Below are 22,464 nucleotides of genomic sequence, written 5' to 3'. Positions count from 1 at the left end.
TTCATTCATAGATTGGATCTGAAAGATTTAGAACCTATAACTACAAAATTGACGTTCAATCTTGATTTAAGTGTATTAATTTACTCCATTGGAGTATCACGGATCAATAATAATAATATAAGATTCAGGGTGTCACTATTGCTGACATTAACGCTAATATAAAAATAAGAATAAATAGAAAGATAAAAAAAGCTATCATTGGTGATTCCTGAAGAAATTCTCTCGAAAAAAAACGAGCTATTTCTTTTCCTATACTGAGTTGTCTTCGCACTGATAATTGATCTCTATCAAAAACAGTAAAACCGAATATCTTTATGGTTGGAACCATATGAGTCAGACACCATATCACAATAAAGGGAATTGCAATTAATGCTAATAAACCAACAAGAAGAAATTTAGGATTTCCTAAGCTGAAAATAAAGATTATTAAGCTAAAAAATACTCCAAAAATCATTAAACAGAACCAATTCCAAGCAGAAAAGTATAATTCTTCTGGTGAACTGGTATCCCTTGAACGTTGACGAACAGTTTCACGAAAATCACTTGATTTTCGTGCAGTATATTCTCGAGCTTTTTCTTTAGTGGAAATTGTTCCCATATCTATTTCTTCTTTAACACCATCTACAAATTCCTTTCCAGATTCCTTGATTTTATCAAAGATGCTCCTAGTTTTCTTCTTCTCACTCATAATATAATCCACCAATTATTTTTTATAGCGACTCTCCTTTTAATACCTCGTCTTATGGGATGAAATCTTAAGTTTTATTGTTACTCCAGGTGCTTTTAGAACTTCATATTTTGTGCCTGAACCAAAAACAATTGGGACTTCAGTTTTAATTAGGACATCATCTTTTGTAGGATCTGCTTCCCTCAACTTTATTGGTATTGAGAGAGTTTTCCCTAATTCATTAGATTCTGAAAATGAAATCCAGAGTGTAAAGTCTTGTTTTGTTGTATAGGTCATATTTTCTTTTATTTTGAGCGATCCTTCAAAAGGAATACGGTAATCATGCTTTAGTAATCCTTTACCTCCTACTTCAAAATAAAATTCGCCTGTACGATCCATTGGATTTTTCTCATGAACATTCTCAACACGAATAGACATTAATGAAATAATATTTTGATATCTATTTGAATCAGATAGATCTGGTTCCTGACCTTTTGCATAAGTTCTTTTTCCTTTCACATATACTCTTCTACTCATAATTAATCCACTTGTTTTTTTCTGTGAAAGAGTCCCCTTTAAAAATATGTATGTTTTCGACCTAATCGGAGAATTGAATAGAAAGAATTTTGAAGTAGACGGAATTGTAACGCTCTAGGAATAAGATTTACTCACTTATCAGCTTTTGAGGTGTTATTGTGGAAATTCCAAATTTAGAAATGATCCGGGAAATAACAGATAAATTAAACACAGAATATGATTTACAGACAAGGTTAAATAGATATAAGACTCTTCCCGATCTTTTGAACCTTACTAAAAAAAATAATTTAACGGATGAAGATGCAGCTATTCGTGCTTTATTCATAGCTGATTTTATTGTCACAACTTCAGAATTACCACCGGGAAATTCAGATGAAGATCGTTACCAATCAGTTATACAATCTTTCAAAGTAGGTACTGAACTAAATTCAACAGCTGATAATTTAATGCGAATTTTTTACCTTGCATATAAAATTGTCACTCTGATAAGGCGACAAGATCTTTTTATGGGTGGAAGAGGATTGGATCGAAAATCTAGCTTACTTCGTATCAAAGATACTTATTTTTTACCATATTTGAAGATTTCTACTCAAATGTTAAAACAAGAGTCATCTTGCATGCTACAATTAGGAATCCTTGCAGCTGCTCTGTTACGTGATTTCCCAGATAAGCAGATTCAAAAATATAGATCATCTCCACCAGTATCTAATATAAAAGAATTAATACCAGTTCTCTGGAAGCTCTTACTCGATTATGCACAAAAACAAAGTGTAGATACAAATCCAAATGCAGTAATACCAAATTTAGAAAAATCTCAATCAATTTTAATGTTAGACGCGGCAGAGAAAGGAAATTTTATATCCCTTTGGAATGTTGATCCACCAAGTAACTTTACAAGTTTAAAAGTAGAAATTCAATCAATGGATTCTCAATTAAATAAATTATTTGATAATAAATCTCTTATTTCCCTTCGATGTCAAATTCAAGACGCAGAGGATTTAGATCATATATTTATTGTACGAGATCCTAATATTATATCTCATCCCATTCTTGTTCTAGCCACACCAGCAGATGAAATAAATCTCAATTGTGTGAAAAGAATTCTTCATTTAAGAGGACTAGAAGGAGAAGGGTGGAAACCTGTTATAATGGATACTGCTCAAGAGACAAAAAATATAGAACCAATTTCATCAGGTCCTCTAGTGAAACCAGAAATAACACCAAAAGCTGGCAAAGGCGGATTGCTTAATCGAATTAAAAATCTATTTAAGAAAAAATCCGTTGAAGAAGGTCCAGCACTAGAATCTAGTATAAAACCTATTCAGAAGAAAAAATGGAAAGATATACCTGCATTTGTCCTCGGTAGTGAATTTTTGGCAAAATCATTAACTGTTGAGGCAGTAGGTGATTTTGCTTTATTTGAAGAATTTGATACAATTCGAGAAGCAAATTATTCGATTATTGGAGTTTTAGAGTCAGAGTTAGAAACAAAGAAAACTCAAATCATGATTAAAAAGGTAAATCAAAACCTTTCAGAAGTATACCAATTTTATGAAGGAATATTATCTAAACTAAATAAGTTATCTCAGTTCCTTTTCAATATTCAGGGGAATCTAGTGATAGATGAGGTTTTCTGGATGAATGAGCACGATGAAAAATTCCTCTTATGTGTTGATCAGGGGAATTCACGATTGGTAGGAACATTAGCTGCCTCATACCGAGACAAAATTGCAGATCTACAAATAAGAGCTTCATCAAAGGAGGAATTACAACGTCGGTCGATTCATATGCGAAACAAGCAATTCTTAGGAGCTCTTGGTGCTAGAACAAATCCTGATCTTCGGGAAACAATCGATAGGATTTTTGGCCAAAACTTTGACTGTTCCAAGGCGGTTTTACTTGAGTTCTAATCTCAATTAGTGATTTTTTTTTATGTTTTCGTTTAATAAAAGAACTAAAGTTTTTTATTGTAAAAAGGCCTCTTATTAAAACCATGAGTAAAGAAAATGATTTGAGTAAATCCTACTGGAAACCTCTTCTAATAGCCATCTTACCTTCTTCCTACTTCTGGATCTTAGCAACATTTTTCTTCTTAATTTATTCATTTGATATGCTTTGGTATGTAAAGGAATTCCAAATTTTTAGTTCAGATAATTCCATATTAAGTGAATTAATAGTATTAAGTGTAGTTGCAGTACCAACAGCATTGGGTATAGGATTAACAGGGAATTATATTGATAGAAGACCAGAAAATTTAGGAAAATTGATACTCAGTGGATTATTAGGGTCTTCAATAATGTTACTGGCCGATACTGTTTCGATGGGAATTAAGAATGGAATTTTAATTCTATTTGCTGCAGGATCAATGGGATTATTCCTAGGAATTGAAATTACCTCTGCTTTTGTGCTATTTAGTGTATTAACACAGTGGAATTGTCGCGGGAGGGTATATGCTCTTAGCAACCTATTATTTGCAATCTTTACATTTCTATTAATTTTTGTCTCAGAGATAACAGAATTACGATTTTTTCTTGCATTTCCTATTATTAGTATTTTTGGTATTCTTATCTCCCTTTTTCTCTTTTTTCCTATTACTAGAATGAAGTTTTGGCAAAATGATAAATGGCCAACAAAGGATATTCAAATTTTTAAACGATATTCCGTTCAAGCATATTCTCTTGCTCATATTTCAATCTATTTAATGCTTGGATTAACCATAGGATCCCTAGCACAAGCAGGATTCACTATATTTATGGATATTACGATGGAAAGTCATGCTACTTTTTGGATTATTGTAATTCTCGGAACTATAATATCTATTCTTCCTGCAGGAGCCTTAGCTGATCGTTGGGGAAGAAAAACGCTAACAATATTGGCTGTATATGGAATATTAGGAGCTTCATTACTGGTTGGATTTATTGAACTAAATTTTACTACTTTTACTCTTGCTTCATTGTTAATTGGAATAGCATTTGCCTTTCTACATCCTACACTTGATAGTTCTCTATGGATTGATTTAGCTTCAAAGGATTCTATTGGTAGATATTTAGGAATTAATGGTTTAACTTTAGGTGCAGGACTCGCTGCGGGCTTTCTTATTAGTTATTTTCTTTTTCTTGACATAATTTCCTCTATCTTAAATTATATGGTCTTCTTCTATATAGGCTTAGCTGTATTAACTTTATTCCCTTTGTTCTGGACTAGTGATTCCTACCCTCCCCTTGAATTCTTCTTATTATTGGTTATCAATGAAGCAGGAGTTCCAATCTTCCATTATCAATTTGGACATAAAAAAGAACTTCGTGTAGACCTCCCACTTATTTCTGGGGCATTATCAGCTGTAGGTACCTTTATGGTTGAAGCTACTGGGGAGGAAGAGGGAAGATTAAATTTAGTAAATCATGGTTCTCATTTTATTCTTACGGATGAAAGTAAGAGAAAAACTAATATCACAGCAGCGATTTTTTCAAATAAGAATGACCATGAACTCCAGGTATTATTAAGAAAATTCCTTCTAAAATTCCACGAGAAATATGAAACGGAATTGGTTGAATGGAAGGGGAATCTTGACGCTTTTAAGGATGCTTATGTCGAAGCAGAACAGATTTTTGGTCCTCTTATTACCCTCTCTCGTGATGAACAACTTGTAACCAATATTTAATGTTTTATTAAAATACCAGGTTATTATTACAATCTATATATTATTGTGATAAACTGAAAGGTTGACTTATTATTAATTTAGGAAAAACTAAAATAATGAAACCTTAATTTTTACCTATCTTTCTAATTCTTATTGTATTTTTGATTTTTCTACCTAATTCCATAATTACCTTTGCTTCCATACAAGGATGCTATAAACCATACGTAAGCTGGTTATACCCTGAGAATGACTTTAATCTTTCCAGGACTGTTAAAATCTATTTAAGTAAGGTTTAATCAGATTATTATGAATTTATAGCATATAGTCTTTATTATGAGATAAACCAAACAAAGGAGTTCGTCTATTTTCTGGATTAAATGATAATTCTTATTCTCTAAATACTACATTATTACCTCCAATTAATAAATTGAAGTTAATTATGTAGTCATTTGATACCTATATTACTAAAGATGATACAGTTATAGTTAATATTGATCAAACGGTAACTGCAAGTCCCTTCAATCCTGAAGTTCTGATTGATCCAGACGAGTGTTCCCTAAAAACCTTCGTAGTGTTTAAAGTAATTCACTAATGTCTCCTCAACTGGTCCTAAAATGGTATTATTAGTCAATGGAGAAATTGGAGTTTTATTCATATTAAATTCTAAGATGACAATATTAGGATTCAAACGTTTAGCATGAAATGGAAAATCAGCAACAGGATAAACTAATGAGGAAGTTCCAGCCACTATCAATAAATCCGTGTTAGCAAGCCTTTCAAAACTAGTATTAATCGTAGTAGAGTCTAAACTCTCACCAAACCAAACAACAGCAGGTCGAAGTAATCCATCACATAAAGGACATTTGGGTAAGGAATTTACAATGTTTAAAAGGACTATATTTTTTTCCCCACATTCTACACACCGTGTTTTCATAATTTCTCCGTGCAAATGTATAACACATCTTGATCCTGCCCTCTCGTGTAAATCATCGACATTTTGAGTTAAAATTACGATATTACATCCTTGGGATTCTAATTGAGCTAATATAGTATGGGCAGGATTAGGTTGTGCTTTTTGAATTAGATTAATGCGCCAATAATACCATTCCCACACAAGAAAGGGATTTTTGTCAAAAGCTGAGGGAGTTGCTAACTCTTGAGGGTTATAATTTCGCCATAATCCGTTTGATCCGCGGAATGTAGGAATCCCTGATGGTTGGGAAATTCCTGCTCCTGTTATTACTGTTATTTGCAGTTCCTGTAAATTAAATTTTATGGAAGACATTTTTAATGTCCTTAATTAGTTTAATCAAATTAAATTCATTAAATCGTAAATCCAAATTTAAAATCATTGAAAATTTAGTTATAGGTTATGTTCATTTCGAGATTCGTCTTATTCCGAATTTAGAATTTTTGCGATAATAGCAAAATATATAAACTAGAAATTAACGATTGTTACTTAACAATAGTTAATTAAATAAATGGGAATTAAAATGATAGACGATAAAATTGATCAGGAAATCTTAGAAATTTTAAGCAGGGATGGAAGAACTAAATTTACTACCATCGCGAAGAAAATTAATCGTACTGAAGGGACTGTCCGCAATAGAGTTCGAAGACTCAAAGAAAAAGGTGTTATTCAAGGATTCCGCGTTGTTACTGATCCTGAAAATCTTGGATTTGAAAAACAAGCTGTTATTCGTTTCTCTATGGAATCATCTTATGAAGCCTATAGTCAATTAGATCAGCTTCCATATATATGCCAAGGCGCTAACTGCAAATTACTTTCCTTATATCGTTCCAATGGTGATAGTACTTTTATGCTTGAAGTTATGAGTAAAAGTAAGCAAGATTTGGAATTCTTTATTAAAGAACTCAATAAATTTGACGGTATCGATGATTTAGAAATCCTGGAGAAGGAAGAAAAGATTTACGATCATCTTGCTTAATTGTTTTCAAAAATTTCCTTCTCCTCCTCTTTTTTTAAATTTTTATCTTGATTAAAAGAAAGTAATTAGTTTTTTATAATTTTTTTATTTTAATCCCCCAAGACATCATAGTTAAATGATGGTTCTATTTTTTATTAGTTCCGAGAAATATAACGCTAGGAACCCTGAGGTATTAACTTGAAAGAAATTCAAATAACTTTACCTTCGGATCGTAAGACACTTCTTGATGAATTAATTAAAGAATATTCGGTTAACGCCATATCATATGACTTTGGACCTTCCATCCGTTACGAACTTACAGTTAGCAATTATGAAACTAACATTTTTATCGAAGAATTAAAAGCAAGAGGAATTGGTACAGCCTATGGTACGATTCTTGTTCGTCCAGTTTCTCTTCTTATCTCCAGTCGAGGTTCTAAAAATACTATACCCTCAAGTGCTGGTGTAAATAGACAAGAAATTCTTGCTAATCTTGGAGATATTTCGGGTTTTGCTTATGATTATCTTCTTCTTAGCTTTCTTGCGTCAGCTTTAGCAGCCCTAGGATTGCTCAATAATGATGCTGTTGTAATTATTGCATCAATGATAGTTGCTCCTCTTTTAGGACCAATTCTGTTAACTTCACTTGGCTTATTAACACTAGAAACAAGATCATTCATCACGCGTGGGGTTTTTGCAGAATTTACGGGGATTATCACAGTAGTAATAACAGCTGCTTTTATTGGAGGTTTTTTCAGTTATTTATCAAGCATTAATATTTTACCACCAATTGACCTGACGACAGAACTTTTAAACAGAACTAGATTAGACCTAGCTTCAGTATCCCTTGCAATTCTTGGTGGATTTGCAGCAGGTATAGTTGTAGCTCGGGGTCTTGACGTTTCAATTGTAGGTGTAGCAATCGCAGCTTCTTTATGCCCTCCTGCTGCTACTATAGGTATTTTATCTTCTTTAGGGGAAATAACACTAGCTATCCAAGCTTTAGGGTTACTTCTATTGAATATTTTTGTAATTAATTTATCTTGTACATTGGTTTTTTGGATTTTTGGAGTGAAAAGTACTGGAATTTCTAAAAGACAATCAGATAAGGTTCGACGTTTTATTGCAATTTGGATTATTATAGTAACTGTTTTATTATTATTAATTCTGATTCTTGCTAATATTATACGATAGAAGTATTAATTCTCTCCTTCATCTTTCTCCCCTTTATTGTTATTTAACTGTACAATACATAATCGGCCTTCAATTACATCAATTTTCGCATTAATTTCATTCTCATTTATCATTTCTAGAACAAGAGATTCCAATTCAGTTGGATCTAGCTCAACACTTCTGGCTAACGTTTCAATTGGAACACTTCCCAATTTACGAATTTTTTCAGCCAACTCCGCACGACTTTTTCTTCGTAATAAACCGTCTGATAATGATCCTGCTACACTTAAAACCCGCTGGAGATCACCTTTTTGATATGCATGATAAATATCGTAAAGAATGTTAGCAAAAGACCCGATATTTCGAGTTAGGGCATCTTGTACTAATTTAACACCAATCTTACTTTTATGCTCTATAACTTCCAGAGCAACAAGACCAGCATCAAATTTTAACAATCCTAACCAAATTTCATCGGATTTAAGAGTTTCATCTCCATAAAAGGATAAATATGATCGAATCGCTTGTCTTTGTAAGGTAACATCTCTAGAGGCTATCATCCCTATTAATGAACGAACATGTTCTCGTTCAATCGGTGTAAGCGACTTTTTGATATGAAAATTGACTAATTGTTCAATAAACTGCTCAATGAATTGTAAATCTTGTTTAGATATTTGGTTGATGATTACTACCTTCTGAGTATATCCAACAAAATCAGGAGAAGAAAGATCTACTAAGAACCAATCAGATAAAGCTTTTAAAAAGACTAATGGTCTAACTTTTATGAATTCCACGAAACTAGGAATTAATTGAGCTGAATGTTTATCTAATTCTGCTGTTATCTTTTTAGCTGCATGTGTAGCCATATCACTATTCTTAGAGATAGCTTCTATTATTCCATTTAAGATATTCGTCTCTGTCTCTTGAGGTGTGTTCAAGAATTTCTGAATAGCTTCTGCAAAAGCCTCTTGACTTTCAAAATCTGCTATAACTTCTTGTTTTTCTTTTTCAGGAGCTGTACTTGAAGATGATTCAAGCATATCAGGATCAATAACAATAGATGATTGTTCAGGAGAGGGAGTTTCTGAAGTGAGCTCCTCCATCAAAGATTCAATCATTTCTTGGGTAAGTTGTAGGGAGGGATCTGGGAAATCAAAATTTCTTTTCTCTGTATCTTCGAGTTTGATAGGATCAGGTTTTTCGGTCGGAGTTAGTATTTCTTTTATTGATGGAAGTTTCTCCTCTGTCACTTCCGACTCGTTGGGTGGTTTTTGTTCGCTTTCTGTGACGATTTCCTCAGGTGTATAAGTTAATCGAGTAACTAAATCTTCCAAATTTGTATCTTTCTTCTTTGGTTCCTCGCCTTCAACCGAAAGTTCACTTTTTGAAATGCCCATACCTTTGAGGACTGCTTCAATGACTTTTATTCCCTCTGATTTAGTCAAATCCTCCATAATTACATTAAAACCTTTAGATCGAAGTGCTGTAACTTCACTGGAATCTTCTGGGCCAAGAATTAGGTGATCGACAACACCTGCTCCTAATTCTGCTAACCCTTGCATTGAAGGTTTTACACCTAATAATTGTAGAATAAATTGTTCTCTAAAGGAAAATTTAGAAGGAATGAGTAAAGTAGAAGGAGATTTGGATTCTTTTAATACTTTAGTAAAGGATTTATGTAATAGTAGGATTGCAAGGCTGCAAGGATCTCCAGGAAGAATTAATATCGCATCTGATTCTTCAATTATCTTTCTAATTCGGTCATTAATAATCTCTCTATTGGAATCTAGTCCAATAACTTCAATTAATGGTTTCGTCTTTTTCTTCCCTTTACTCTCTTGAGTCTCTTGTAATAATCGTTGTAACTCTTCGAGATCAGTTTTAGTTTCAGATTCTCTACTAATATGTCCTGTAATTTGAAAATAACGAAGAGGGATTAATTCTCTTTCAGTTCGTATTTGAATAAATTCTTTTACGGGAAATTCTAGATTATACACTGTAATATGCTTTGAGGCATAATCAGTTAATGCCTGAAAGAATTCAGTAAAGTCTTGGTTTACCTTATGTCGTTCTGAAATCCATTGAACTAAGAATCTTTCTGTATCTGTCAGTGGTAATTTAGTTTGAGCAATTGGTTGTGAAAATACTTTAGTAAGAGAGCTCTTGGTCAAATCATCTGGTACTAATGCATTGGCAAGCTCTACTAACTCAAGATGATACCAAAATTCAGTAATTTTATTTTTATCCTTACTGGTATTCCCATTTTCGGATAAAGTAAAATCTGCGGTTGTATTCAAAAGGATCGAAAACTCAAGGCCAGAAATCAGGAAATTTTTTAACAAGGGGTTTATTTCAACTCCTGTTGAAATAATCAATAGCTTTTTAGTTCCCATGTCTTGGCCTCTTTAGTTTAGAAACAAAAGATCAGATATTTTAATATTTAGCTAAAATTTAACAAAAATGTCGGTTTATTACTTTCTTTTCTAGAATTCCCACAATTAATTAAAAATCATATCTTTTTGTAAAATTCTCTCTCGCAATTAATTTCGAAAATAAAAATTCTAATCTATCTTGTTTTTTAAATTTCTTTATAAATCTTGTTAACAAATATTATCATTATTATAAAAAAACTATGAAGAGTAGAAACAAAAGAGAAATAAAACAATATTTCAATATAATTTATCAAACTTTATTGAAAATACCTCTATTTAGAATTTAAATACTCAAATATAATACAAAAGATTAAGATATAGGATTTTTTCTTTAAATTCTATCTTCTCCCATATTTTTAAACTTAGATTAATACAATAAATTCACAAATACAGTAATTTAATTATGATAATTTGGTAATAAATACAAGATCTATATGTAAAAAAGTTCTAAAAATCTTGTTTCTAAGAATTCTCTAATGATAAAAATAATTTTTTAAAAAAAAGGTGTCCTAAATGACAATTAGTTTTGATTTGCCAGAAGAAGCACTAATGATACGCGAAACAGTTCGTGAATTTGCCCAAAAAGAAATTGCTCCTATAGCTGGAGACCTAGATGAACAAGAAAGATTCTCTTATGATCTTACAAAAAAGATGGGAGATTTAGGTTTAATGGGGATATTCCTTCCAGAGGAATATGGAGGAAGTGGATTAAGTTATTTATCGTATATTATTGCTGTAGAAGAACTAGCCCGAATAGATGGTTCACAAGCTGCTACCGTGGCTGCACATAATTCTTTAGGAATCGGTCCAATTTATTATTTCGGAACTAAGGATCAAAAGGATACATATTTGCCACAACTGACCACTGGTGAAAAATTATGGGGATTTGGATTGACAGAACCTGAAGCTGGATCAGATGCTGGAGGAACTAAAACAAAAGCAGTGAAAGAGGGAAATGAATGGATAATAAATGGATCGAAAATTTTTATCACGAATGCATCTGAAAAAATAAACCTCGGTTCTACTATTCAAACTATTACTGGAACAACACCTGAAGGGAGAAAAATATATACTTGTTTTCTGGTAGAACAAGGAACTGAAGGTTTTGAAGCAAGGACAATGCATAGAAAATTAATGTGGAGAGCAAGTATTACCTCTGAATTATATTTTACTAATTGTCATGTTCCAGAGACCAATATGCTAGGTAAAATAGGTGAAGGATTCCATCAAATGCTTGATACTTTGGATAAAGGACGATTATCAATTGGAGCAATGGGTTTAGGGTGCGCACAAGGTGCATTTGAATTGGCTTTAGAATATGCAAAGCAACGAAAAGCTTTTGGGAAACCTATTTCTCATTTCCAAATTAATGCCTTTAAACTTGCAGATATGGCTGTAGAAATTGAGGCAGCTAGAAATCTTTTATATAAAGCCACCTGGTTATTTGATCAAGGACGTTCAGAGTACAACAAATTTGCTGCGATGGCTAAATTATATTGTTCTGAAGTATCTAATCGTGTAGTAAATCAAGCTGTACAAATTCATGGTGGTTATGGTTTAATGAAAGAATATCCAATCGAACGATTCTACCGAGACCAACGTTTACTAGAGATTGGCGAAGGTACTTCAGAAATACAAAGGCTAGTTATCGCTCGTCAATTAGGATGTTTTAAATAATTACTCAAATTCTTTCATTATGTAAAAAAGAAAATATTAGTGTGTCCATTGTATCTCCCCATGATACATATTTTTCAGGTGCTGAAGGAAGAGGTTCACTAGCTGGGGGATTATTCCTCGCATATCGGATATAAGAAATTTGAGCAAAATGATGTATCGCATGTAAAGAAGTCCGTTCAATCAACCAAGCCAATGTCCCTTTTTCAACAATTTTATTTTGCTCAAATTTTGGTGTTTTTATTAATAGCTCTGAATCAGAGCAATTATCAAGTGAATCTATTAAATATTGACCTAATTGATTATAAATGTGTATCATATCGATAATGGACATCGTTTTTTCAAGATATTGAAAAGATTCATCATCTAACATTTTAAGCCAATAGATTTCAGCATTTATTATATGTCTAAAATAACTATAGATAGTTCGGGCATTTGTCCCTTCAGGAACCCAAAATAAATCCTCTGATGATAAATTTTCCATTATTTTGTTTCCATATTTTCTTAAAGTGACTATTACATTTTTAAGATCTTTTTTCCCATTCATATTCTTCACACACGTTATATTCTTATTTTTTTAAATTAGATATTATATCAGTGGTTAATTTTGCACTACTAAATACTCCAGGTATTCCCCCTCCAGGGTGGGTCCCTGCACCTACAATATATAGACCTGTAAAATCTTCAAATCTATTATGTGGTCGAAAAAAAGCAGATTGCGTAAATGTAGGAGCTAAAGAAAAAACAGCTCCCTTATAGTCAAGATATCGTTCCTCAAAGTCTTTGGGTGTTAAAATTTTTTCAGTAGCTAAATGTTTAGATAGATTAGGAAGGAAATTTTTCTCTAAAAAGCCCATGATAAGATTTCTAAAAGGTATTTTTTCCTCCTCCCAATTGATATTTGAATCTTGATTAGGAACAGGTACAAGAATATAAAAAGTTTCCCCTTCAGGGGGTGCCAGAGATCGATCAATACGAGATGGGACATATAAATATGCCGAAAAATCACCTTGCTGGTTTAATTGCTTTTTATTGAAAATTTCATCTATTAATCCTTTATATCGCTTACCAAGAATAATATTATGAAGATGTAAATCAGGATAAAGTCTATTTGTCCCAAAATAGATCATAAATACACTCATACTATATATAGAATGACGGTACTTAAATTCTCGGATTCTAGTCTTCTTAGCTTTAGGAATTAACTTTAAATAAGTTGTAGCAACAGGGGCATTTGATATAACAATATTGCTGTTTAATATTTTACCGTTTTGAAGAATAACTCCTGAAACTTTTTTTTTGGTCGAAAATAATACCTCTTTTACCTCAGAATTTAACTGAATATTTCCTCCCATACGAATAAAAAGTGCAGCGAGCTCCTCTACCAATTTTCCTGTACCTCCTCTTACAAACCAAACACCCCATTCTTTCTCAACAGCTTGAATCAACATATAAATAGCTGTTATTTTAAATGGATTCCCCCCTATCAATAATGGATGGTAACTAAAAACCATTCGTAATTTATCGCTTTTTATATATTTAGAAACATAAGAGTAGACAGATTTATACGCACCTAGCTTGAGTAACGCAGGAGCAATTTTTAGCATAGACCAAAATGATTCAAAGGATTTATCTGAAAGCTCCATGAATCCCTTTTGAAAAATAGGCTCAATAGATTTAATCATCTTTTTATAACCTTCTGCATCATTAGAATCAATTGCTTTGATCTGTTGTATGTTTTCTTCTATTGTTGAATAATCAAAATGGGATCCATCATTAAAATAAATTCGAAAATAAGGTTTAACTGGTTTTAATTCTAAGAAATTAGACATTTTTTCATTATTTAGGCTGAATAATTCTTCAATAAGATAGGGAGCGGTTACTGCCGTTGGCCCTCCATCAAAAATATAATTACCCTTTTTAAAGACTGATGCTTTTCCACCAAGACGATCAGTTTTCTCAAGAATTGAAACTTTATATCCAAGTGCTTGCATTCTAATAGCTGCTGCTAATCCTCCTAATCCAGCTCCTATAACAATGACTCTCTTCTCATGATTTTGAATGTGAATCATGATAATCCCTTAAACGAACCATTTGATCAAAGGCTAAAACTTTTATGAATATCACTATTATTTCATCTTGAGTCTTCTCTTACCAAATTAAAGGAAAAAATTGATGAAATTTGGAGTTTCTTATAATTTTGATAAATTACTTGAAGGTAAAAGTAATTTATTATTAAAAACTTTAATTCTATACTTAATTTTAAAAGAAGTGATAATTTTAAAGTTTCAGATGATAATTGATTAATATTGGTTTTTGAACCATTTGTAAATAGATGAGTTATGATAAATGGATTAGAAAAAATGAAAATTAGAAATAAAAGAAATTAGGAGGTTATTATCCTCCTCTTATATATTAGTAAAGCAAAAATAAAGGATTTACTTTAAAATTGGGAATTTCTTTACAAAAGATAATTCGGACCATTTTTTCCCTAAACCTAGATAATTTCCAACTGGAACAACTAAGAATAAACCCAAAATAAGAATGTATATTATGTGTTCGTCAATGAGTGGATTAAATACCATTGTTCCTGTTGCAGGATTAATTATCCATTCAGCTAAATACACAGAAGCAAGGAATATAATTGTAGAAATACTGGAGAGTCGTACAAAAATACCAGTCATCAACCCTATTCCTGCAAATAAAAGCATACCCATATATGCAAAATCAACTAGCTGATACAAGCTTCCTAATCCATCGGTAAAAATAAACGCAAATGGACTATTTTGATTAATCCCATAAATTTGTAAAAAACCCTGTGTTGGGGATGCTCCGGCTAGCCAAGAATTCGCTGGGCTTGTAGCAAATCCAAGGCCAAACATTTTATCAAGGAAAGGCCATAGAAAAATAAAACCTATTGCAATGCGTAATATTCCTAATATTTTTTCATTAAGTCTAAGTTTTTCAATTAAATCAGTCAAATATTGTCCCTCTATCTGATATTAATAAAGTTAAACGATATAACTACTGCTTTAGGCAGTTCGTTATTCAATCCCCAGAGTTAGATTTGATTATTTTAACTTTTTCAATTTTTTAATTTATTTATTATATTTTATTTATTTACTTTAAAAAGTTCAAAAAGTCAAAAAACGAAGATTAAAAAGCATTCAGAGCTCGCACTATTTGAATATGAATAAATCCCCAGTTATTCAAAAAGATACCATAAATATTATATTCTCCTTTTCTTTCATGGTTTTACTGCCTTTCATTGTACTTATATTCCCTATAGTTATGATTTTATTCAATTTAGTATTCTTTCCCTTTTCTTTAATTCATGAACTGGGTCACTTAATAACCTCCCTATGGTTACTCCCATCACATAATCCTATTTTACACTTTGAAATTATAAATGGAGAATTAGTTTGCAGTTGTGATTTGTCGCAAGAACTAATGTGCTGCTTGAATTCAATTATTGTTGTACTTGCAGGATCAGGTTCTGTTATTTTCATAATTATTCTTCTTCTATTCTTGTTGGCTAAAAGTAAAAATAAAAATATTAGAAACCTGGGGGTGTTATTTCTTCTTTTTGGATTACTTTCAGATCTCCCAAATCTATTCCCCATTTTACCGTCAGCAATTGGATCACCGACGGATGGTTACATTACATATTCTTTCTTGTCACAAATGGGTTTTTTTCCAATATTATCTATAAGAATTTCATCTTTCTTTTCATTATTCTCATTCTTCATTGTCTTATTTTCATTTTATTTTCTAGGCTCTTTCATCTTCAACCTCCTAAAGTTTTTACTTAATAGAAATCCCAGAATCAAAATAAGAGATCAAGAAGAGATTAATCTCCAAACGTAGAATTTCCACAATATATAATTTTCTAATTAGGTATAGAAGTGAAGATATCAGTCTTTATAGAATATCGCGATTTTTTTAAGTATTCAAGGTTTAGTTACTTTTGATTTTAAGTTTTTAAGGAATTTTATTTATTCAGTTTGTCTCTCAAGCGATTAGCCCATTCTTGATACCTTGTAGCCTTATTAATATTGTTTTGACTAATAGCTTCTTTATTGGCCCTTAAGTAAGCTATATATGCTTCATGATAGAATTCTTGTGATTCCAATAAATTTCCTAAGCTCCACCAAGTTAAATGATTATTAGGATCAAGTTCTAATGCTTTTTTCCAAAAATTTTGAGCATCTTCATAATTGCCTAAATTATAGCTTGCTAATCCTAAATTGCGATATATCTCTGGATTGTCCTCATCTTCCTTGAGAGCAACTAGAAGAGAATCAATAGCTTTAGAATTTTCCGCTTCACGTATGAAATCAATTCCTCGCCTCAGATTAGCATTCAATGATAAGTGACTCCAAATCACGTGGATATTTTACAGTAACGACTTCATTACCATCTTCTGTGATTATAACAGTATCCGAATGTCTAAATCCACCCACAGCACGATCATATATCCCAGGTTCTACAGTAAAAACCATTCCAGGCTTTATTGTTTCTTTCATCCCAATGTCTAAAAAAGGACGTTCATGAGCCTCTAATCCAATAGCATGGCCTGTATGATGTTGTACTAAACTAAAGACTCCAGCTTCTTTAAATACTTTCCTAGTTGCTTGATCAACCTTTGAAAGGGGATTATATGGCCTTAATTCCTCAATAGCCGCTGATTGGGCTTTAAGCATAATCCAAAAATAATCCTTCTGTTTTTGGTTGGGTTCCCCTAGAAACATAGTCCTTTCTAGCTCTGAAAGATAACCTGCGACATTACCACTCGCACCTGTCACTAAGGTGTCACCTTTTTGAAAAATAGCATTTCTAGTTAATGCATGGGGGATAGCACTATATGATCCTATTTGACCTCGATATCCTGCACCACAAGGACGAGCACCATAACCAATAGGAGAATAATCAGATCCTAATACTTCTCTCATTTTTCTTGAAGCTTCATGTGAAGCTTTAAACGAAACTTCTATTTCATTTTCGCCAATAGCAGTGTACTTCTGGAGGAGTTCATGTGCCAAATGACCCCACCGAGCTGCCTCATGAATACATTCTAATTCATAATTATCCTTGATAATTCGCATATCTGTTATAATTTCTGGATAAATAGGAATGTCTTTTTTTAGAACATCCGAAAAAGAAGGACCTTGATAACCCCAAATTCCTCGTGCACCTGCAGCCTCACATCCAATTCGATTGGACATTTTTAGGTCATTTTTCACAAAACGAGCAAAATGATGCATTGGATGAACTTCATCAGGGTATTCAAAGTAACTATGAACATGACTATAAGGAACTTTTTCTTGAACATGCTGTTTTTCCAATTCAGGGACGAAAAAAATTGTTTCAGTCTCTTTAAAAATTAAAATAAAAGGACGTTCTGTTGGGATCATAGAGAAACCAGTAAGATAATAAATAGAATAAGGATTTATAATAAAGAAATGTTTAAGATTTAGTTCGTCCATCTTCTGAAATAATCGTAAACGACGATCTTCAAACTGGTGTTCAGGGATTTTAATTATCAATGAAAGGATTCTCCTGTTCTAGACATTGAGCTTCTCGAAAATAAGAAATTAATTATTTCTTTTGTAAATCCTTTGGTGAAACCATAAATTAGATTCATGTTTTTCCTTTATTATTTAAAACAAGAAGAAATCTTTATAGGATAGCTTTCTTTTCAAAAAATGAGTGTCTCATCATGAGCATACGAGAGCAATTAAAAAAGAAAGTCCCTTTAGAAATAAATGGTTTAGTTGATTTAGCCTATAATCTATGGTGGTCGTGGAATGTTGATTCGAGAGATCTGTTTAGGCTGTTAGATCCTCCACTCTGGCATTCATCACCTCATAATCCGATTTTTGTGCTTCGAAATATCACTGAGGAACGTCTAATTAAGAGAGCCAACAATAAAAGCTTCTTAGAACGATATCAAAATGTAATAAACCAATTTAAACGAGAAATGGGTGAGAATCCTGATCATTTATGGTGGAATCAGACCCATCCCGCACATTCAGGAAAACTTATCGCTTACTTAAGTATGGAATACGGTATTCATGCTTCTTTACCAATTTATTCGGGTGGATTAGGTGTCTTATCAGGAGATCATCTGAAAGAATCAAGTGATTTAGGAGTACCGATCGTTGCAGTTGGTTTTCTTTATCAGGAAGGCTATTTTACCCAAAAAATAAGTTCAGCACGTAATGGTTGGCAAGAAGAAATTTATAGAGAATATGATTTCAATGATATGCCAATAGAACCTGTTCTAGATGAAGAAACAGGAAAACACCTTATAATTAAGATTAATTTCAAAACTGAAATCGATGTTTTAGTAGCAGTCTGGCAAGTAAAGGTTGGTCGTATAACTTTATTCTTGCTTGATTCAAACATCGAAGAAAATGTTCCATGGTATAGAGACCTAACAGACCGCTTATATGGGGGTAATACTGAATTACGACTTCAACAAGAACTGATTTTAGGGTTTGGGGCTGTTAGATTGTTCGAGAAATTAGGAATAAAACCTTCGATTTATCATCTAAATGAGGGACATTGTAGTTTTTCTTCAATTGAACGTATTCGACAATGCATGAAAAAAGAAAGTTTAGACTTTGATCAAGCATTACATAAAATTCGAAATAAGACTCTTTTTACAACACACACTCCAGTTCCTGCAGGACATGATGTTTTTCCATTTTGGATGATAGAATTATATTTTAAGGATATAATTGAAGAAATCGGTTCTGATGTATTATTTGCATTAGGTTCATATGATTTTGGTCAAGGTGCTGGACATGGTTTCAATATGACTTGTTTAGGAATGAGAACATCTTCAATGTATAATGGCGTTTCTCAGCTTCATAAAACTGTAACTGAAAAAATGTTTTTTCCTCTTTTTAATGAATTGAAGAAAAAATACAAAGAAAATTTCTATCAATTAACTCATATCACAAATGGAACTCATGTTTCGAGTTTCGTTTCTGGAATTATTCAAGAATTATTTCAATTAGTTAATGAAGATTGGTTAAAAACTCATGATGATCCGTTAACCTGGCAAAATCAAATGCTTGATCGTTATGTAATCACAGATTATCATATATGGGAATATCATCTTCGAGCAAAGGAGAGAATGTTTAATCGCTTACGTGAACGTTCACGAGAGAATTTACGCCAAGGTTCTTGGGATACAACCATGATTATCGTAAATGGAGCCTTATTGGATCCTGATGTTCTTACTATTGGATTTGCACGACGATTTGCAACATATAAGAGAGCAAATCTAATTTTTTCAGATATTCAAAGATTGAAAAGAATAGTAAATGATCCTTATCGTCCTGTACAATTTATTTTCTCTGGAAAAGCACATCCTGCCGATGATAGTGGAAAATTATTGATTCAACAAATAGTAAATTATGCTAAAAATCCAGAGTTGGGATATCGGATTGCTTTTCTCGAAAATTATGATCTAGTACTAGCTAAGATGTTATTACAAGGGTGTGATATCTGGTTAAACAATCCTCTTCGATTAAATGAAGCATCAGGAACCTCTGGAATAAAAGCAAGTATGAATTTTATCCCCAATTTTTCCATTTTAGATGGATGGTGGGCAGAAGGTTTTACTGGCACCAATGGGTGGGCTATTAATCCCGAAAATAAACAAGAACCGAATCGAGAAGCTCAGGATTGGTTAGATGCTAAAAGCTTCTATGATATTTTGGAAAATGAAATAGTACCGATGTATTATGATCGTGAACCAGGTGCTATCCCTTTTAAATGGGTCAATGTGATGCGCCAAGCGCTTTTAACAACTCTACCAAAATTCAGTGCGCGCAGAATGGTCAAAGATTATGCCAACCAACTTTATGTCAATCTATTAGAAAAGGAGAATTAATCTTTGAAATAATAATCTAACATACTTGGTTTCCCTTTATAGACCTTTATAAGTTCATTTGAACTCAAAAACTCATGAACACGAATAGCATCAGTTATAGCATTACCTTTTAGCATTTTTTCCTGTCCTTTTGGTATTTTAGATTCACAAATTAAATTTAGCTTATTAAGAAAATTCTGTTCCTTAATAACAGAAAAAACAAGTTTCCAAGGAACTCCTGTATCATGATCAAGAAGTGTATGATACTTCTCCCCTGTTCGACCAACAATCATTCCTGAAAAATGAACTGGTAGACGATTTTGTTCATGTAAATCAAAATGATTGTCAAGAGTCTCTAATCTTTTCAAAACTCCATCTTCAGTAGTTATATTTCCTCCTCTGGCGAAATCGTGACTAATATCCCAAGTCATTAACATATTGTCAATCCCACTGGTTACTTCAGCCAAAGTAAAGAAATCAGCAAAAGAATTCGTCTTTCCTCCAACTTCAGGTGCTAATTTAGCTTTAAAATCTTTCATTTGCCGCCATTCCTCCCATTCCTTCAATATTGATTGAACATGTGATGAATCATACTTGGCCTGCTTGAAACTTCCTGCATGGAATGTTACATGTTTAGCCTGAAGGTAATCTGCCGTTTTTAAGGTAGCAGAGAGGTTGGATTTAGAAAATTTAAGTTTTTTGGGGTCATTAGAAGTTGCTGAGATTCTATAAGGTGCATGAACAGAATGATAGTAATCCATTGGGGGAAGAATATCTAAAATAGCCTTAGTTTGGTTTTCAGTGGGAAAAGGTGTTGTTCCAGAAAATGTGGCTCTACCAATAACACAATTTAGGAGTCCAAATTCTACAGCATTTAGCTGAGTGGTAGATCTGATTTTTCCTAATCGTTTGTGTGAAGTATCTGTCCCAAGAAATCGTGAAATAGCAATTGAAACTCCAAGAGATGCAATCAATTTGATTTTACACCTTGTCTTGAAAATAGGATTTTAATGCTCCTGCATTTGGATAAGATTACATTTTGGACAAACCCATTTAGTTTTTTTATGGAAACTCCTTTGGGAAGGTTTCATTTTTACCTGTTTCCCTTCTAATTTCTGACAACGTGAGCAATACAATTTTATCCAGCCAATACTAAATGGATTAGTCATTAAGAATAAAAATCATTCAATATAAGAGTTTATCCCTTTGAAAAAACCTTCGATATTCACAAGGATTACCATATAGATGTCAAACTTGACCTTATTGATACCTTTCTAAAAGTTTAAAATAAAACAAGAATAAACTTTAAATTGAATTAAATTCAACATTATGTGAAAAAATCTGTGGTACAACCTTGGATAATCAAGATAACAATTCATTTGCAGAACGACTTAAACAATCGGTAAGAACTATTCTTGATCGTGAAGTAAGTTCATTTCAGAATTTTGAGCAGGAATATAAGATATCATCTCATCCTTTGAAAAGAACTTTCATTGCTATAGGGAAACTTAATCAAATTCATAGAGGAAAATTAGCACTTATTGAGATAGCTAATGAATCTAATCTTCCTATTCAAGATATTGAGTTTATTGTTCAAGAATTTATAGATCAAAGATTAATAGAAGGATATATTGAGAAAAACGGCACAAATTTTCTTATTTTACGACAAAAAAGCTATTTATGTCAAATCGATCAAAATGAACATGATTTGTTTGAACTAAAAATGCAATGTCAGCAATGCCTCCGATTTATATGCTTAGAATGCTACTACCAAGCTTCCTCTAATAGTTGTATTTTTTGTAAGGGACACCTTATTCCTGTTCCAAAAATTTTTAAAGTCGATGATGTTCATACAAGTGCTACTGCATTAAAACCAAGTAAAATGAAATTTTCGTTGAGTAATTATTACAAAAAACAAAAGGAAACACTCTCGAATCAAGGAATAAAACAGACTTCAGGATCAGTATGGGAAGATCTTAAATCTTTAAGAAAAAATTGGCCCGATTCATGGTCAATCGCCTCCATAAAAGAGAAAGGACAAAATTACTTCGAGTTTCGAAAATTTGAGAACAAAGTTTCACGTAATGAGAAAAAAATCATCGACACAATTTCAGGTATCTATTTAATTGAAGAATGTAACGCTATTCCTCTTTATAGAATTGCTAAATTAGTTAATTTGGATCTAAGGTTTACTCATGAGATAATAACGAGGCTAATATCCCAACAAACCATCAACGGATTTATCGAAACTGAAGGAACGTATGACAGCATTGAAGATGATGTTTTAGTTCTGGGATCAAGTAATTTCTATTGTGAAATTCATGATGAGTCTCATAAAGAACCAATACCAATATCTAGTGAACATTTTCAATGTTCAGGTTGTTTTAGAACTGTATGTACCTCCTGTTTCTCTACTATGAAAAATCAAGGGGTTATTTCTTGTTTGTTTTGTGATTCAAATCTGATTTTCTTTCCTAAATCTAATTAATGATTAACTCACCACTTTTTTAGAGTTAGTATTAAAAATTGCT

General features: G+C 32.4%; 18 protein-coding genes. 7 read left to right on the top strand and 11 right to left on the bottom strand.

Annotated elements, in window-relative coordinates; genetic code table 11:
- Window positions 1–124 precede the first annotated feature (124 nt).
- Together ACWVCY_RS01720 and ACWVCY_RS01715 are read right to left on the bottom strand one after the other, a co-directional pair.
- Entirely contained in the window at window positions 125–688 is a 564-nt protein-coding gene (locus tag ACWVCY_RS01720) for a hypothetical protein (RefSeq protein WP_455139859.1), read from the bottom strand.
- A gap of 39 nt (window positions 689–727) precedes the next feature.
- Complete coding sequence (locus ACWVCY_RS01715) at window positions 728–1,204, bottom strand: hypothetical protein (RefSeq protein WP_455139857.1); 477 nt, start codon at window positions 1,202–1,204, stop codon at window positions 728–730.
- A 158-nt stretch (window positions 1,205–1,362) separates the two neighbouring features.
- Between ACWVCY_RS01715 and ACWVCY_RS01710 the strand changes: the two genes are divergently transcribed.
- Both ACWVCY_RS01710 and ACWVCY_RS01705 read left to right on the top strand, forming a co-directional pair.
- Window positions 1,363–3,114 carry a hypothetical protein gene (locus ACWVCY_RS01710; protein ID WP_455139855.1) on the top strand — a complete coding sequence of 584 codons (1,752 nt, stop codon included), beginning with the start codon at window positions 1,363–1,365 and terminating at the stop codon, window positions 3,112–3,114.
- A gap of 101 nt (window positions 3,115–3,215) precedes the next feature.
- Entirely contained in the window at window positions 3,216–4,865 is a 1,650-nt protein-coding gene (locus ACWVCY_RS01705; protein ID WP_455139853.1) for an MFS transporter, read from the top strand.
- 535 nt (window positions 4,866–5,400) lie between these two features.
- On the opposite strand, the gene ACWVCY_RS01700 is transcribed toward ACWVCY_RS01705, so the two are convergent.
- Window positions 5,401–6,129 (bottom strand): SIR2 family NAD-dependent protein deacylase, encoded by a 729-nt coding sequence (locus tag ACWVCY_RS01700; RefSeq protein WP_455139851.1) that lies wholly within the window; start codon window positions 6,127–6,129, stop codon window positions 5,401–5,403.
- A gap of 208 nt (window positions 6,130–6,337) precedes the next feature.
- Between ACWVCY_RS01700 and ACWVCY_RS01695 the strand changes: the two genes are divergently transcribed.
- Together ACWVCY_RS01695 and ACWVCY_RS01690 are read left to right on the top strand one after the other, a co-directional pair.
- A complete protein-coding gene (locus ACWVCY_RS01695; RefSeq protein ID WP_455139849.1) occupies window positions 6,338–6,793 on the top strand; it encodes an Lrp/AsnC family transcriptional regulator in 456 nt (151 codons plus the stop codon).
- Between the two features lie 177 nt (window positions 6,794–6,970).
- Window positions 6,971–7,966: a TIGR00341 family protein gene (locus ACWVCY_RS01690; protein WP_455139847.1), complete on the top strand. Its 996-nt coding sequence runs from the start codon at window positions 6,971–6,973 to the stop codon at window positions 7,964–7,966.
- A gap of 5 nt (window positions 7,967–7,971) precedes the next feature.
- Here ACWVCY_RS01690 and ACWVCY_RS01685 read toward each other — a convergent pair whose 3' ends face one another.
- Window positions 7,972–10,335: a PCI domain-containing protein gene (locus ACWVCY_RS01685; RefSeq protein WP_455139845.1), complete on the bottom strand. Its 2,364-nt coding sequence runs from the start codon at window positions 10,333–10,335 to the stop codon at window positions 7,972–7,974.
- A 558-nt stretch (window positions 10,336–10,893) separates the two neighbouring features.
- Here ACWVCY_RS01685 and ACWVCY_RS01680 point away from each other — a divergent pair.
- On the top strand, window positions 10,894–12,051 hold the full coding sequence (locus ACWVCY_RS01680) for an acyl-CoA dehydrogenase family protein (protein ID WP_455139879.1): 1,158 nt from the start codon (window positions 10,894–10,896) through the stop codon (window positions 12,049–12,051).
- A 4-nt stretch (window positions 12,052–12,055) separates the two neighbouring features.
- Here the strand turns inward: ACWVCY_RS01680 and ACWVCY_RS01675 are convergent, their stop codons facing one another.
- The 6 genes from ACWVCY_RS01675 to ACWVCY_RS01650 all read right to left on the bottom strand — a co-directional run bounded on the left by ACWVCY_RS01675 (window position 12,056) and on the right by ACWVCY_RS01650 (window position 17,594).
- Complete coding sequence (locus ACWVCY_RS01675) at window positions 12,056–12,595, bottom strand: DinB family protein (RefSeq protein WP_455139843.1); 540 nt, start codon at window positions 12,593–12,595, stop codon at window positions 12,056–12,058.
- 22 nt (window positions 12,596–12,617) lie between these two features.
- Entirely contained in the window at window positions 12,618–14,120 is a 1,503-nt protein-coding gene (crtI, locus tag ACWVCY_RS01670; RefSeq protein ID WP_455139841.1) for a phytoene desaturase family protein, read from the bottom strand.
- A 366-nt stretch (window positions 14,121–14,486) separates the two neighbouring features.
- Complete coding sequence (locus ACWVCY_RS01665) at window positions 14,487–15,029, bottom strand: hypothetical protein (protein ID WP_455139839.1); 543 nt, start codon at window positions 15,027–15,029, stop codon at window positions 14,487–14,489.
- 363 nt (window positions 15,030–15,392) lie between these two features.
- On the bottom strand, window positions 15,393–15,557 hold the full coding sequence (locus ACWVCY_RS01660) for a hypothetical protein (RefSeq protein ID WP_455139837.1): 165 nt from the start codon (window positions 15,555–15,557) through the stop codon (window positions 15,393–15,395).
- A 482-nt stretch (window positions 15,558–16,039) separates the two neighbouring features.
- On the bottom strand, window positions 16,040–16,414 hold the full coding sequence (locus tag ACWVCY_RS01655; protein ID WP_455139835.1) for a tetratricopeptide repeat protein: 375 nt from the start codon (window positions 16,412–16,414) through the stop codon (window positions 16,040–16,042).
- The gene (locus ACWVCY_RS01650; protein WP_455139833.1) at window positions 16,404–17,594 is read right to left on the bottom strand and encodes a M24 family metallopeptidase; all 1,191 of its coding nucleotides are present in this window, start codon (window positions 17,592–17,594) and stop codon (window positions 16,404–16,406) included. Before ACWVCY_RS01650 ends, ACWVCY_RS01655 begins: the two co-directional genes overlap by 11 nt.
- A gap of 173 nt (window positions 17,595–17,767) precedes the next feature.
- Between ACWVCY_RS01650 and glgP the strand changes: the two genes are divergently transcribed.
- Window positions 17,768–19,954 carry an alpha-glucan family phosphorylase gene (gene glgP / locus ACWVCY_RS01645; RefSeq protein WP_455139831.1) on the top strand — a complete coding sequence of 729 codons (2,187 nt, stop codon included), beginning with the start codon at window positions 17,768–17,770 and terminating at the stop codon, window positions 19,952–19,954.
- Here the strand turns inward: glgP and ACWVCY_RS01640 are convergent.
- Window positions 19,951–20,907, bottom strand: a complete 957-nt coding sequence (locus tag ACWVCY_RS01640) for a TIM barrel protein (protein ID WP_455139829.1) — start codon at window positions 20,905–20,907, stop codon at window positions 19,951–19,953. The two genes, glgP and ACWVCY_RS01640, sit on opposite strands and share 4 nt — an antisense overlap.
- A gap of 380 nt (window positions 20,908–21,287) precedes the next feature.
- Between ACWVCY_RS01640 and ACWVCY_RS01635 the strand changes: the two genes are divergently transcribed.
- Window positions 21,288–22,421 (top strand): hypothetical protein, encoded by a 1,134-nt coding sequence (locus tag ACWVCY_RS01635; RefSeq protein ID WP_455139827.1) that lies wholly within the window; start codon window positions 21,288–21,290, stop codon window positions 22,419–22,421.
- The last annotated feature ends 43 nt before the right edge of the window (window positions 22,422–22,464 follow it).

It is taken from the genome of Candidatus Hodarchaeum mangrovi (assembly GCF_975850365.1).
This window is presented reverse-complemented; position numbering and strand designations above follow the sequence as displayed.